This window comes from Bradyrhizobium sp. LB13.1, from assembly GCF_054056815.1.
In genome coordinates this window covers 4,611,441-4,625,715 of record NZ_JBSRYQ010000001.1, presented here as the reverse complement: position 1 = coordinate 4,625,715, position 14,275 = coordinate 4,611,441, and the positions used below count along the sequence as shown (strand labels likewise).

The window sequence follows — 14,275 nt, the reverse complement described above, 5'->3', positions numbered from 1 at the left end:
CGCCTTCGCGGATGATGATAGCCATGCTAGGAGACGCGCTGACTTACAACGTTCACCGTTGTATGTTTGCGCGCTGATCCAGGACCACGGCCATGCACGACATCAAATCGATCCGCGACAATCCGCAAGCCTTCGACGCCGGCCTCGCCCGGCGTGGCCTGAAGCCGTTGTCGGCGTCGCTGCTCGCGATCGACGAGAAGCGGCGGGCGGCGATCCTGGCCTCGGAGCAGGCGCAGGCGCGGCGCAATGCGGCCTCCAAGGAGATCGGCGATGCCAAGAAGGCCAAGGACGAGACGCGCGCGGCCAAGCTGATGGCGGAGGTCGCCGAGCTGAAGACCACGATGCCGGAGCTCGAGGCGGCCGCGAAGGCTGCCGACGAGTTGCTGACAATGGAGCTGTCCGCGATCCCGAACATTCCGTTCGATGAAGTGCCCGATGGCGTCGACGAGCACGGCAACGTGCAGCGCCACGTGTTCGGCAACAAGCGCAACTACGGCTTCGCGCCGAAGCTGCATGACGATCTCGGCACCGCGCTCGGCTATATGGATTTCGAGGCGGCGGCAAAGCTCTCGGGCGCGCGCTTCGTTGTGCTGAAAAAGGGACTGGCACGGCTCGAGCGGGCGATCGGGCAGTTCATGCTCGACCTGCACACCACCGAGCACGGGTATGCCGAAGTGAATCCGCCGCTCTTGGTGCGTGACGCTGTGATGTTCGGGACCGGGCAACTGCCGAAGTTCGAGGACGACCAGTTCTTCGTCTCTCGCCCTACTGAGATTGACGACGCCAAGTCGGTCGAAGTTGAGGAATGTCTAGGAAAGTTTTCCAGAGCGAAGGCGAGAAGGGAAGAGATTCAGGGCGTACTTGATACGGGAGCGGTCGAGAACCGTCGCGACCTTACTGTCGAGATAGCAGCATTAAATGTTCAGATGAGTCGGTTGACCGCCCATCTGCGAAAGCTGTTTAACGCCGAGCGCCTTGGTCTCATTCCCACCGCGGAAGTCCCTCTCACCAACCTCGTCCGCGAATCTATCGTTGACGAGAATCAGCTGCCGATGCGGCTCACCGCGTTGACGCCGTGTTTCTCGCGCCGAGGCGGGCGCGGCCGGGCGCGACACCCGCGGCATGATACGCCAACACCAGTTCACCAAGGTCGAGCTGGTCTCGATCACGACGCCGGAGGTGAGCAAGGACGAGCTGGAGCGGATGCTGTCCTGCGCCGAACAGGTGTTGCAGAAGCTCGACCTGCACTATCGTGTGATGACGCTGTGCGCAGGAGATATGGGTTTCTCGTCGCAAAAAACCTATGACATCGAGGTCTGGATGCCGGGTCAAGGTGAGGGCGGCGCATTCCGCGAGATATCGAGTTGCTCGGTGTGCGGCGATTTCCAGGCCCGCCGCATGGATGCGCGCTCGCGTGGGCCGGACGGGAAGCCCCGCTTTGTGCACACGCTGAACGGCTCCGGGACCGCAGTCGGCCGCGCGCTGATCGCCGTGATGGAGACCTATCAGCAGGAGGACGGCTCGATCGCGGTCCCCAGCGTGCTCCAGCCCTATATGGGCGGGATCAAGGTGGTCGCGCGCGAGTAGGCGTGTTGCCAATCTGAAACTCAGAAACGTTTGGTTGCGAAGATCGCGCGGCCGGTTATCCTGCCGGCCACCCGACAACGCGAACCCCTCGTTCATGGCCTTGCACCGCGACATCTTCTGGGTGGGCAGACAATGGGCGGTGACAGGGGCCGGCATCCAGGCTGTCGATCAGCGGCTGCGTGGCGTGCTCGACATCGCGATCGCGCGGCTATGGGACGACGATCTGGTCCAGAGCCGGCGGGCCAAGCCCGGCGTGAATGCGGCGGATTTCGACAACGCGCTGACGATGGCACGGGAACGCTTTCCGCAGGCGCCGGTGGCGGACCCGTTCGTTGAACAGCTGGAGGCGCTCGGCGTCATCGAGGCTCCAATCGTGAGCCCGGTCGTGCCGGCGATGAAGCTGCACGCGGAGGGCCGGCTGGCGCGCTTCCTGCCGCAATGGCGCGTTCGCCGCTAACAGAACCGGGAACGGCCGCCGGCCCCGATCGGCCGGTTTGCCTGATCGGCCCCAGCCGGATAAGACGGATCAGACCCGTTTCAGGAATCGACCTTTCGCATGCGCATTCTCTGCACCAATGACGACGGCATCCACGCTCCCGGCCTCAAGGTGCTCGAGGAGATCGCACGCTCATTGTCCGATGACGTCTGGGTGGTCGCGCCCGAGCTCGACCAGTCCGGCGTGTCGCATTCGCTATCGCTGAACGATCCGCTGCGCCTGCGCGAAGTCGGCCCGCGGCACTTCGCCGTGCGCGGCACGCCGACCGACTGCGTCATCATGGGCGCGCGCCATATCCTCGGCGCCAAGCTGCCCGATGTCGTGCTGTCGGGCGTCAACAAGGGCCGCAACGTCGCTGAGGACGTGGTCTATTCCGGTACCATCGCCGGTGCGCTGGAAGGCACCATCCTGGGGCTGCCGTCGTTCGCACTGTCGCAGGAATTCAGCGTCGAGACCCGCGACCGGCCGCTGTGGGACACAGCGCGCAAATTCGGCCCCGACATCCTGCGCAAGGTGATCGCCGCCGGCATCCCGAAGGACACGGTCATCAACGTCAACTTCCCGGCTTGCGCGCCGGAAGATGTGCTGGGCATCCGCGTGACGCGGCAGGGCAAGCGCAATCTCGGCTTCCTCAGGATCGACGAGCGCAAGGACGGCCGCGGCAATCCCTATTTCTGGATCGGCTTCGAGCGCGCGGCGATGATTGATACGCCCGCCGAAGGCACCGATCTCGCGGCGCTGCGCGGACGCTACGTCTCCGTCACGCCGCTCAGGCTCGACCGCACCAACGAAGCGTTTTCCGAGGCGCTGAGTGCGACGCTGAAGTAAGTCTGCTGGAACTTAAGGCCTAGCCGCCGCGAAGCGCGGCTTCGATGGTCTTGCCGAGCGCGTCGAGCTGAAACGGCTTCTGAAGCGCCGGCCGATCGCGGTACTGCTCGGGGAGCCCGGAGGAGCCGTAGCCGGTGGCGAAGATGAACGGGCAGCCTTTCGCCTTGATGACATCGGCGACCGGCGAGATGACCTTGCCGTTGACGTTGACGTCGAGAATGGCGATGTCGAACTCGGTTGCCTGGGCGAGCCGCATGGCTTCGGTGATGTCGCCCGCCTCAGCCGCGACCTTGTAGCCCAGCTCTTCGAGCATATCCGCGACCATCATCCTGATCATCACCTCGTCTTCGACGAGGAATACAGAGCGGCCTGAAAGCCCCGTCGCGGTCATGGTAGAGTCCTTGCCCATTGCTAAAAACGTTCGCAGATAACATGAATCGACGCAATGCGCGTTTCGACGATCGGATGTCTGAAATGGCCATCGAGGCTCGCCCGTTGCAAGCCGATTTGTGGTCAGATACGCCAGCAGAAGCGTATCACGGGTTCCTGAACCGGAACAGGATTCTCGCGCCCCGGGTTCGCATCCCGGATCCCCAAAACAGCATAAGCAGGCAATGACCTCCCATCAGCACCCGCCGGAAAAGATGATGTTTCAGCTCACGCTGAGGCGCCGGGGTATCAGCGACCAGGCGATCCTGCGGACCATGGAGGAGGTGCCGCGCGAGCAGTTCGTGGACGAAGCCGATCGCGACGGGGCCTATCGCGATACCGCGCTACCGATCGCCTGCGGGCAGACCATCAGCCAGCCCTTCGTCGTCGCCTACATGACCGAGCAGCTCCAGCTCCAGAAGAAGCACCGTGTGCTCGAGATCGGCGCCGGCTCGGGCTACCAGGCCGCGGTGCTGTCGCGGCTCGCCGGCCAGGTGTTGACCGTCGAGCGCTACCGCAAGCTCGCGGACGCCGCACGTATCAGGCTTGAAAAGCTCAACTGTCATAATGTCGAGGTGATGCTGGGCGACGGACTCAATCTGCCGCCCAATATCGGCCCGTTCGACCGCATCATCGTCACGGCCGCGATGGAGCAGATTCCGGACAACCTGATCGAGCGGCTGGAGGTGGGCGGCATCCTGATCGCGCCCGTCGGCCCGCATCAGGGCGTGCAGACGCTGATCCGCCTGAGCCGGACCGAGGCCGGGATCGAGCGCAAGGAACTCGTCGACGTCCGCTTCGTGCCGGCGCTGCCCGGCGTGGCGCGGGAGCTGTAGAATTCCGGATTGGCTGTGCGGCCAACATCTTATTGGGAGGGTTAAGCCGTTATTTACTCGGCGCGTGTTTACTTAAAAGACCAGTTCTGTTGCGTACGAGTGAGTAACCATGTCCGCTGTCGCCGAGTTGCTTTACTCGCGCCGCGTACCGCAGGTCGCGGTGCTGGCGCTGATCTCCTTCAGCTTCGCAGGGTGCAGCGCCGACATGTCGTCGCGCATGTCCCAGTCGAACTTCTCCAACCCCTTCGCGCAGGAATCGACCGGTTCGGTGCAGCAGGCACCGCCGCCGCAGCGCGAGCTGCCGCAATATTCGCGGCCGCAGACGCAGTCCGGCTACTACCAGTCGCAGCCCTTGTCGCCGCCGGCGGTGTCCGCGCCGCAATCCTATCCGGTTGCGGCAGCTGGCGGGTGTGTCTGGAGGCGGACGTGGCATGGGGTCCTACGCACCCCCGGCGCAGCCGCATCTGGAGACCACGGCCACCGTGCCGCCGCGCTCGGTTGCCGCCGCCCAGCCGGTCGGTGGAACCAAGATCATCGTCGGCACCAGCGATACGCTTGAGTTGCTCGCCAAACGCTATCGTGTCACGCCGCAGGCGATCCTCGCGGCCAACGGCTATAAGGGCCCGCGCTCGCTCTCGCCCGGCCAGCAGCTGATCATCCCGCACCAGGCCACAGCCGCTGCGCCCGCGCCGCTCATGGCTCCCGTTGCGGCGGCGCCTGCTGCGAAGCCGGTTGCTGCCGTTGCCGTGCCGCCGAGCACGCACTTCGTGAACCACGGCGACACGCTCGTCAGCATCGCCCGCAAGAACCACATCTCGGCGGCTGAACTGGCCCGCGCCAACGGCCTCAATCCGTCTGCAAAGCTCAAGCTCGGCACCCGGCTGGCCGTGCCCGGTGCCAGGACTGCCGCCCTCGCGGCGCCGGTTGCCGCGGCTCCGGTCGGATCCGCCCCCGTCGTGGGTACGCTACAGCCCGTCGCGGTCGCTCCTGCGCCTGCGACCAAGATGGCGGCCGTCGCCGCGCCGGTGCAGAGCGCGCGCCTGGCGCAGGCCACGGCCAATGTCGAAGAGAAGACCGCGGAAGCTCCGGCGAAAGCTGCGGAGACCACCAGCGCGCTGCCGACCTTCCGCTGGCCGGTGCGCGGAAAAGTGGTCACGACTTACGGCGCCAAGACCAATGGCAAGTCCAATGACGGCATCAATCTCGCCGTGCCCGAGGGGACGCCCATCAAGGCGGCCGAAGACGGCGTCGTTGCCTATTCCGGCAACGAGCTGAAAGGTTATGGCAATCTCATCCTGGTTCGGCACTCCAACGGCTACGTCACCGCATATGCCCATGCGAGCGAGCTGATGGTGAAGCGCGGAGATACCATCAAGCGCGGCCAGGTCATCGCCAAGTCGGGTCAATCCGGGGAGGTGGCGTCGCCGCAGCTCCACTTCGAGATCCGTAAGGGATCGAGCCCGGTTGACCCGCTTCAATTCCTGAATGGGGCGTGAGGCCTGCGTTGCCTCGGCACTGAATCCGTCCAGTACGCCGCAGCCTCTCGATTAATCACAACCGTCTCTGGAATACTGGATTCCCCGCCTGCGCGGGGAATGACAGCGATGGGCCGGGCGACAGTTTCCGACTGATTACTTCGCCGTCAGCTTCACGCCGAGCCGTCCCGCAAGCTCCTGCACGAACTGCCAGGCGACGCGGCCCGAGCGCGAGCCGCGCGTCGTGGACCATTCCAGTGCCTCGCGTTCCAGCGCCTCGTCGTCGACCTTGACGCCGAAATGGCTACAATAGCCGCGCACCATGGCGAGATATTCGTCCTGACTGCAGCGGTGGAAGCCGAGCCAGAGGCCGAACCGATCCGACAGCGAGACCTTCTCCTCCACGGCTTCGCCGGGATTGATCGCGGTCGAGCGCTCGTTCTCGATCATCTCGCGCGCCAGCAGATGGCGGCGGTTGGAGGTGGCGTAGAGGATGACGTTCTCGGGCCGGCCCTCGATGCCGCCTTCGAGCACCGCCTTGAGCGACTTGTAGGATGCATCATTGCCGTCGAAGGAGAGGTCGTCGCAGAACACGATGAAGCGGAAGGACGAGGCGCGGAGCTGCTCCATGAGTGCGGGCAGGCTCTCGATGTCCTCGCGATGAATCTCGATCAGCTTCAGTCTGTCGGCCGGTTTGCGCCCCGCGTTGATGCTGGCATGCGCCGCCTTCACCAGCGATGACTTGCCCATGCCGCGCGCGCCCCAGAGCAGCGCGTTGTTGGCGGGCAGGCCATTGGTGAAGCGCTCGGTGTTCTCGATCAGGATGTCGCGCACCCGATCGACGCCTTTGAGCAGGAACAGCTCGACGCGGCTGACCCGTGGCACCGCCGCGAGGCGGCCGTCCGGGTGCCAGACGAAAGCATCCGCCTGCTTGAACGCTTCGCGTTCGACGGCGAGCTTGCCTTGGGCGGAGAGGTGCGCCGCGATCGTCTCCAGCGCGCGAACGACGCGCTCCTGGGAGAGGTCAGGGGTCGCCTTGGAAGCTGCCTTGGCAGTTGCCTTGGAGGCCGCCTTGGGACGTTTTGCCGCGACGCGGGCAGGCTTCCTGGCAGCGGTGCGGGGGCCTTTGCCGGCCGGGCTTTTGCTTGGTTTTTGGGGCATGTCCGAAGTTCCTGAGAATGCAGCCTTATCGGGCCTGAGCGCGCTCCGCAAGGTGGCCAAATCGACGGTCTGGCAGCGTTGCAATTGGGGCAATGACCGCTATAGTCCGCGCGAATTTGACCGAACCGGTCGCCATTTGGGCCTGACCGGTTTTCCCCCGTTCTCTCGAGGATCGTCCGAATGCTGATTACCCCTGCGTATGCCCAGGCTGCGGGCGCCGGCGACACCAGCGGCATGTTGATGTCGCTGCTGCCGTTCGCTCTGATCTTCGTGATCATGTACTTCCTGATTCTGCGTCCGCAGCAGAAGAAGGTCCGTGACCACGCCGATCTCGTGAAGAACATCCGTCGCGGCGACACCGTCGTGACCACGGGCGGCCTCGTCGGCAAGGTCACCAAGGTCGTCGACGACGACCAGATCGAGTTCGAAATTGCTGACGGCGTGCGCGTGCGGCAGATGCGCTCGATGGTCTCCGGCGTGCGCGCCAAGGGCGAGCCGGCCAAAGAATCCAAGGAAAGCGCCAAGGACGACGCCGCGGCGAAGTAAGCGCTTCCGCGAGTCCCTCAAATCTCCTGATCTGACAGGTCCAGTCGATGTTGTATTTCACGCGGTGGAAGGCGCTCGGGATTATCCTGACGGCGCTGATCGTGTGCCTCTGCGCGGTCCCGAACTTCTTTCCCGAAGCGCAGGTCAAGACCTGGCCCGCCTGGGCGCAGCGCCGACTCGTGCTCGGCCTCGATCTTCAAGGCGGCTCCTATCTGCTGCTCGAGGTCGACGGCAATTATGTGAAGAAGGAGCGGCTCGATCAGGTCCGCGACGACGTTCGCCGGACGCTGCGCGATGCCAAGATCGGGTTCACCGGCGGCGTCACCGTGCGCAACGACGCGGCCGAGGTTCGGATCACCAAGGAATCCGACCAGCAGGCCGCGCTCGCCAAGCTGCGCGAGCTGGCCCAGCCGCTGGGCGGACTGGTCGGATCCAGCGGTCAGCGCGACCTCGAGGTGACGGATGCTGGCGGCGGCCTGATCCGGCTCGCCATCCCGCAGGCCGCGATGATCGAGCGCATGCGCAAGACCATCGAGCAGTCGATCCAGATCGTCGAACGTCGCGTCAACGAGCTCGGGACCGTCGAGCCCGTCATCCAGCGCCAGGGCAACGATCGCATCCTGGTGCAGGTCCCCGGCCTCCAGGACCCGACCCGCCTGAAGGAATTGCTGGGCAAGACTGCAAAGATGGAATTCCGCATGGTCGATCCTTCGGTGCCGCCGGACCAAGCGCAGCAGGGCGCGTTGCCGCCGGACTCCGAGTTCCTGCCGAGCGCCACGCCGCCGCCGCCCGGCTACGTGGTCAAGAAGCAGGTGCTGGTTGCGGGCGGCGACCTAACCGACGCCCAGGCGACCTTCGACCAGCGCACCAGTGAACCCGTCGTCAGCTTCAAGTTCAATACGTCAGGCGCGCGCAAATTCTCGCAGGCCACGCAAGAGAACGTCGGGCTGCCCTTCGCGATCGTGCTCGACAACAAGGTGATCTCCGCGCCTGTGATCCGCGAGCCCATCACCGGCGGCCAGGGCCAGATCTCCGGCAGCTTCACCGTGCAATCGGCCAACGATCTCGCGATCCTGCTGCGCGCCGGCGCGCTGCCGGCTCCGCTCACCGTGGTCGAGGAACGCACCGTCGGTCCGGGCCTCGGCCAGGACTCGATCGAGAAGGGCGAGCTTGCGGCCTATGTCGGTTCGATCCTGGTCATCATCTTCATGCTCCTGACCTATCGGCTGTTCGGCGTGTTCGCCAACATCGCGGTGGCCATCAACGTCGCCATGATCTTCGGCCTGCTGTCGCTGCTCAACGCGACGCTGACGCTGCCCGGAATCGCCGGCATCGTGCTCACCGTCGGCATCGCGGTCGATTCCAACGTGCTGATCTACGAGCGCATCCGCGAGGAATTGCGTGGCGGCCGCAACGCGATCTCGGCGATCGACGCCGGCTTCAAGCGGGCGCTCGCGACCATCCTCGATTCCAACATCACTACCTTCATTGCCGCCGCGGTGCTGTTCTACATCGGCACCGGTCCGGTGCGCGGCTTCGCCGTGACGCTCGGCATCGGCATCATCACCACGGTGTTTACCGCCTTCACCCTGACCCGGCTGATCGTCGCTGGATGGGTGCGGTGGAAGCGGCCGCAGAGCGTGCCGATCTAGGAGCCTGATCGTGAATCATACCATTCTCATCGGGCTCGGCGTCCTCATTGCCATTCTCACCGTGGTTGCGGCGTTCGGCTGGCTGCCGTCGCTGCGCATCGTCCCCGACAATACCCATTTCGACTTCACGCGCTTCCGCCGCATCAGCTTCCCGATCTCGGCAGCGCTGTCGATCGTCGCGATCACGCTGTTCTTCACCCACGGGCTGAATTTCGGCATCGACTTCCGCGGCGGCACGCTGCTCGAAGTGCAGGCCAAGTCCGGCACCGCCGATATCGCGGCTATGCGTACAACGCTGGATGGTTTGCGCCTCGGCGAAGTCCAGCTGCAGCAGTTCGGCGGTCCGGCCGACGTCCTGATCCGCGTCGCGGAGCAGCCGGGCGGTGACGCCGCGCAGCAGGAGGCCGTGCAGAAGGTTCGTTCCGCGCTCGGCGATTCCGTCGACTATCGCCGCGTCGAGGTGGTGGGACCGCGCGTCTCCGGCGAGCTGCTGGCCTACGGCATGCTCGGCCTGATGCTCGCGATCGTCTCGATCCTGGTCTACCTCTGGTTCCGCTTCGAGTGGCAGTTCGCGCTCGGCGCCATGATCGCCAACGTGCACGACATCGTGCTGACGATCGGATTCATGTCGATCAGCCAGGTCGATTTCGACCTGACCAGCATCGCGGCACTTCTGACCATTCTCGGCTATTCGCTGAACGACACCGTCGTCATCTACGACCGCATCCGTGAAATGCTGCGGCGCTACAAGAAGATGCCGATGCCGCAGCTCCTCAACGAGTCCATTAACTCGACGCTGTCGCGCTCGATCATCACCCACTTCACGGTGACGCTGGCGCTGCTGGCCCTGCTCCTGTTCGGCGGTCATGCCATCCACAGCTTCACCGCGGTGATGATGTTCGGCGTGGTGCTGGTTGGCACCTACACCTCGATCTTCATCGCGGCGCCGATCCTGATCTATCTCGGCGTCGGCGAGCATCGCGAAGATGCGCGCGATACGGCTGCGCCGGCGAAGAAAAACAAGGCATGATCCGAACCGCACGTCCTCGCGGGCGTTTGCGAGGGCGATAGGCCTATTCGGACGAAGCTCATGGCCGGCGATTCCAACGCACCGCATTTCCCGCGCTCGGCGCCGATCGAAGCCTATGGCAAGGGCGGCTTCGCTTTTGCCGGCATGTCGCATCGGGGCTCGCTGCTCTGCCTGCCTGACGCGATCTGGGCCTGGGACGTGACCGACCCGGCGCGGATCGACCGCTATTCGCTTGAGCGGGTGTTCGCCTCCGCCAATAGCATCGACACGCTTCTGATCGGGACGGGAACCGGTGTCTGGCTGCCGCCGCCGGAGCTGCGCCAGGCGCTGAAAGCGGTGAGGGTGGTGCTGGACACGATGCAGACCGGACCTGCCGTGCGCACCTACAACATCATGATGGGCGAACGGCGCCGCGTCGCGGCCGCGCTGATCGCCGTGCCATGAGCAGTTCCGCGCCGCCGCCGGATTCCGCTGCCTTCTGCGCTGACCTCGTGCGCAGCCACGACTTTTCCCGTTATGCCGCGGCCCTGTTCGCGCCTGCCCCCCCGAGCGCCGCGCGCTGCTGGCGCTCTATGCCTTCAATGTCGAGATCGTCCGCGTTCGCGATCAGGTGAGCCAGCCCTTGCCCGGCGAAATCCGCCTGCAATGGTGGACCGACATGCTTTCCGGCCAGGTCCATGGCAGCGCCGAGGGCAATCCGGTGGCGGCGGAACTGCTCCGCGCGATCCGCGATTTCGACCTGCCGGTTGAGCCGCTGTCGCTGCTCGCCGACGAGCACCAGTTCGACCTCTACAACGATCCGATGCCGACCATGACGGCGCTCGAAGGCTATCTGGCCGCGACTTGCTCGGCGCTGTTTGCCCTCGCGGCACGGATCATGGCGTCACCTTTGGACGCAGCGGAGCATCTCGCGCGGCATGCCGGGCTGGCCCAGGGCATCGCTCAGGTCATCGCGAACTTGCCGCGCGATGCGGCGCACCGGCGATTGTTCTTGCCGCAGCAGGTTCTGGCGAGCCATGGCTGCAACATGGAGGATGTGTTCGCCGGCAAGGAGACGCCGAATTTGCGCGCCGTCCTGAACCAACTCGCGGGCGAGGCCGGGCAGCATTTGACCACGGCCTTGTCGCTGTTGGCGGAGGTGCCGCCGTCGGCACGGCCGGCGTTTCTGCCGCTGAGCCAGGTGCGGGCCGACCTCGAGCGCCTGTCGCAGCCCGTGCGTAATCCGTTTACGCCGCAGCAGTCGTCGCGGCTGCGCACGCTGTGGACGCTGTGGCGGGCTTCACGATCGCGGGAATTTACCAAATAGAAGCTGGCTTATCGCCTCATTTTGCCAAATGCTCTATGCTGTCCCATGGCTGAATTGTCCCAAAGCGTGTCCTCTGATCTCAGCGGCCTTCCGGTCGCGCCCGATGATATTCATGCCGCCGCCAAGACCATCCGCGGCGCCGTCGTCGAGACGCCCTGTAGCTACAGCCGCACGCTGAGCAACATCTGCGGCTGCGACATCTGGCTGAAATTCGAGAACCTCCAGTTCACCTCCTCGTTCAAGGAGCGCGGCGCGCTCAACCGCCTCGCGGCGCTGACACCGGAAGAGCGCGCGCGCGGCGTCGTCGCGATGTCGGCTGGTAACCACGCGCAGGGCGTTGCCTATCACGCCAGGCGGCTCGGCATTCCCGCCACCATCGTCATGCCGGTCGGCACGCCCATGGTGAAGGTCGAGAACACCAAGCACCACGGCGCCGAGGTGGAGGTCACGGGCGCGACGCTGGAGGAAGCCGCCGCGTATGCGCGCAGCCACGGCGAAGCTCGCGGCATGATCTTCGTCCACCCTTACGACGATCCGCTTGTCATCGCGGGGCAGGGCACGGTCGGGCTGGAGATGATGAAGGCGGTACCGGAGCTTGACACGCTGGTCGTTCCGATCGGCGGCGGCGGCCTGATCAGCGGGATCGGCATTGCCGCGAAATCGATCAAGCCATCGCTGCGGATCCTCGGTGTCGAGGCCTGGCTCTATCCCTCGATGTACAACGCCATCCATGACGGCAATCTGCCGGCGCGCGGCGACACGCTCGCCGAAGGCATCGCGGTGAAATCGCCTGGCAAGATCACGACCGAAATCGTCCGCCGCCTCGTCGACGACATTGCGCTGGTCAACGAAGCCGAACTTGAACGTGCGGTCGCCACCCTGATCTCGATCGAGAAGACGGTCGTCGAGGGCGCCGGCGCCGCTGGCCTCGCTGCGCTGATGTCCGATCCCTCCCGCTTTGCCGGCCAGAAGGTCGGGCTGGTGCTGAGCGGCGGCAATATCGACACACGGCTGATCGCGTCGGTCCTTACCCGCGAGTTGGCGCGCGAGGGGCGGCTGACCCAGTTGTCGCTCGACATCCCCGACAGGCCCGGCCAGCTGGCTGCGGTCGCGGCACTGCTGGCCGAGGCCGGCGCCAACATCATCGAGGTCTCGCACCAGCGCACGTTCTCGGACCTGCCGGCGAAGGCGACGCTGCTGCAACTCGTCATCGAGACCCGCGACAGCGCCCATCTCGACGAGGTCATGGCCAAGCTTGGTGCATCCGGATTAAGTGCGCGCTGCACGTGATTGGCGCGACCGTTATTCCGGCAGGCCGGCGGCACGAAGCGCCTCGCCAAGGGACGACGCAAGCGCCGGGGAACAGTTGACGCCTGAGAACTGCCGACTGTAGCGGAACGTCGGGTGCAACTCGAGCACCCGGAGGGCCGCCGCCCTCGCTTCTTCCAGACGTCCGAGCTTTGCGAGCGCCGCGGCCAGTTGCACATAGGTAATGCTATGTCGAGGATTGGCCTGAACCGACCGGTAGGCCGCACGACAGGCTTCTTCATATCGACCGCGGTGGAAGTGACCCATGGCCTGCGCGTCGAACGCAGCAAAGGCCCAGGGATCGAACGGACTGAGCCGCACGCCCCTTTCGCTCCACTCGATGGCGCGGTCGGCTTCGCCGCCCCAACCGAGCATGACGCTGCCGAGGATGTAGGTCAGCGCCGATGATGGGCTGATGGCGAGCGCGGCGTCGAGTGCAGTGAATGCTGCGGAACGATCGTGCCCATCCATGCCGATCGAAAAAGCCGCAAGGGTGAGAGCAAGCGCGTCATCCTGTCCGTGGATCAGGGCCGACCGAGCATGATGGATAGACGCGGCCCGATTGACCTCCTGCAAACCGGCTCGAAGGAACAGGCAATGGTGGCACATTGCGGCATTGCCGTGCGCTAGCGCATAAGTAGGCTCCAGCGCGATCGAACGTGCGAGCAGCACAAGGGCTTGCGTGACCTGCTCAGGCATTCCGGAATCGACATCCGGCTGGGCCCGCAGGACAAGATCATAAGCATCGAGGCTGTCGGGCCGTTGGCGCTTGACCCTGTTGAATTCGGCGCGCCGCAGGCTCGGCGCAATGGCGCCGACGACCGATAGGGCGATGTCATCCTGGAGGGCGAAAACGTCCTCGGACCGGCGGTCGTAGCGCTCGGCCCACACATGCCCGCCGGTCGACGTATCGATCAACTGGCCTGTGATACGGACCGTTGTGCCGGTCTTCCGGACGCTGCCTTCCAGCACATACCGGACGCCAAGCTCGCGGCCGACCTGTTTCAAGTCCACCGCACGGCCCTTGTAAATGAACGTCGAATTCCGCGCGATCACGAACAGCCAGTTGATACGCGACAGTCCGGTGATGATGTCGTCGACCATCCCGTCGGCAAAGTAGTCCTGCTCTGCATCACCGCTCAGGTTCGCGAAGGGCAAGACCGCGATTGACGGCCTGTCAGGCAACATCAGCGATGGCGCTGCGGAGGCGGCGGATGCGTGATCCCGCTGGGACGTCGTAACGGAGGGACCCACATAGCGATAGCCGTGCCGCGGCAGGGTCTCAATCCAGCGGGCCTCTCCAGAGATATCCGCCAAAATGCGCCGCGCAGCAGCGATTTGGACGGTCAAATTACTGTCTTCGATTGCCTGGGCGGGCCACGCCGCCTCGATCAAGGCTTCCTTGGACACCGGCGCGCCGGCCCGTCGCACGAGCAGGGCCAAGAGCAGGACGGCTCGCTGGCCGAGGGCGGTCGGCTCGGCACCGTGGAAAAGGATTCTTGCATCGGCGTCCAGACGGAATGGACCAAATTCAAGGATCATGGCCATTGTCAAAGAAGGGCACATTTCGGAGGTTTTTTGCAATGTTTTCCGAACGGCTTCACCACTTTCAGGAGCCGCT

General features: G+C 64.8%; 11 protein-coding genes and 3 pseudogenes. 11 read left to right on the top strand and 3 right to left on the bottom strand.

What is annotated here, in order from left to right; translation table 11 throughout:
- Window positions 1–92: 92 nt before the first annotated feature.
- The 3 genes and pseudogenes from serS (at window position 93) to surE (ending at window position 2,911) form a co-directional block, all read left to right on the top strand.
- A pseudogene (serS, locus tag ACVWYI_RS22030) lies at window positions 93–1,587 on the top strand (serine--tRNA ligase).
- A gap of 94 nt (window positions 1,588–1,681) precedes the next feature.
- Complete coding sequence (locus ACVWYI_RS22025) at window positions 1,682–2,044, top strand: hypothetical protein (protein WP_247349160.1); 363 nt, start codon at window positions 1,682–1,684, stop codon at window positions 2,042–2,044.
- A gap of 99 nt (window positions 2,045–2,143) precedes the next feature.
- Window positions 2,144–2,911 carry a 5'/3'-nucleotidase SurE gene (gene surE, locus ACVWYI_RS22020; protein ID WP_456663193.1) on the top strand — a complete coding sequence of 256 codons (768 nt, stop codon included), beginning with the start codon at window positions 2,144–2,146 and terminating at the stop codon, window positions 2,909–2,911.
- A gap of 19 nt (window positions 2,912–2,930) precedes the next feature.
- Here the strand turns inward: surE and ACVWYI_RS22015 are convergent, their stop codons facing one another.
- Entirely contained in the window at window positions 2,931–3,302 is a 372-nt protein-coding gene (locus ACVWYI_RS22015; RefSeq protein WP_008547195.1) for a response regulator, read from the bottom strand.
- A 223-nt stretch (window positions 3,303–3,525) separates the two neighbouring features.
- On the opposite strand from ACVWYI_RS22015, the gene ACVWYI_RS22010 reads away from it, so the two are divergent.
- Together ACVWYI_RS22010 and ACVWYI_RS22005 are read left to right on the top strand one after the other, a co-directional pair.
- Complete coding sequence (locus ACVWYI_RS22010; protein WP_247349468.1) at window positions 3,526–4,176, top strand: protein-L-isoaspartate(D-aspartate) O-methyltransferase; 651 nt, start codon at window positions 3,526–3,528, stop codon at window positions 4,174–4,176.
- A gap of 205 nt (window positions 4,177–4,381) precedes the next feature.
- Window positions 4,382–5,672, top strand: a pseudogene (locus ACVWYI_RS22005) (peptidoglycan DD-metalloendopeptidase family protein).
- Between the two features lie 135 nt (window positions 5,673–5,807).
- Here the strand turns inward: ACVWYI_RS22005 and ACVWYI_RS22000 are convergent.
- On the bottom strand, window positions 5,808–6,812 hold the full coding sequence (locus ACVWYI_RS22000; protein ID WP_456663192.1) for an ATP-binding protein: 1,005 nt from the start codon (window positions 6,810–6,812) through the stop codon (window positions 5,808–5,810).
- Window positions 6,813–6,992: 180 nt separating this feature from the next.
- Here ACVWYI_RS22000 and yajC point away from each other — a divergent pair, with 180 nt between their 5' ends.
- The 6 genes and pseudogenes from yajC (at window position 6,993) to ACVWYI_RS21970 (ending at window position 12,636) form a co-directional block, all read left to right on the top strand.
- A complete protein-coding gene (yajC, locus tag ACVWYI_RS21995; protein WP_247349156.1) occupies window positions 6,993–7,358 on the top strand; it encodes a preprotein translocase subunit YajC in 366 nt (121 codons plus the stop codon).
- 47 nt (window positions 7,359–7,405) lie between these two features.
- A complete protein-coding gene (secD, locus tag ACVWYI_RS21990; protein WP_247349155.1) occupies window positions 7,406–9,010 on the top strand; it encodes a protein translocase subunit SecD in 1,605 nt (534 codons plus the stop codon).
- Window positions 9,011–9,020: 10 nt separating this feature from the next.
- The gene (secF, locus tag ACVWYI_RS21985) at window positions 9,021–10,040 is read left to right on the top strand and encodes a protein translocase subunit SecF (protein ID WP_247349153.1); all 1,020 of its coding nucleotides are present in this window, start codon (window positions 9,021–9,023) and stop codon (window positions 10,038–10,040) included.
- A gap of 60 nt (window positions 10,041–10,100) precedes the next feature.
- The gene (locus ACVWYI_RS21980; RefSeq protein ID WP_247446617.1) at window positions 10,101–10,484 is read left to right on the top strand and encodes an Mth938-like domain-containing protein; all 384 of its coding nucleotides are present in this window, start codon (window positions 10,101–10,103) and stop codon (window positions 10,482–10,484) included.
- Window positions 10,481–11,346, top strand: a pseudogene (locus tag ACVWYI_RS21975) (phytoene/squalene synthase family protein). The gene ACVWYI_RS21980 and the pseudogene ACVWYI_RS21975 overlap by 4 nt, the downstream one beginning before the upstream one ends.
- A 45-nt stretch (window positions 11,347–11,391) precedes the next feature.
- Window positions 11,392–12,636 carry a threonine ammonia-lyase gene (locus ACVWYI_RS21970; protein WP_456663191.1) on the top strand — a complete coding sequence of 415 codons (1,245 nt, stop codon included), beginning with the start codon at window positions 11,392–11,394 and terminating at the stop codon, window positions 12,634–12,636.
- Between the two features lie 12 nt (window positions 12,637–12,648).
- Here ACVWYI_RS21970 and ACVWYI_RS21965 read toward each other — a convergent pair whose 3' ends face one another.
- A complete protein-coding gene (locus ACVWYI_RS21965; protein WP_456663190.1) occupies window positions 12,649–14,202 on the bottom strand; it encodes a winged helix-turn-helix domain-containing protein in 1,554 nt (517 codons plus the stop codon).
- Window positions 14,203–14,275 lie beyond the last annotated feature (73 nt).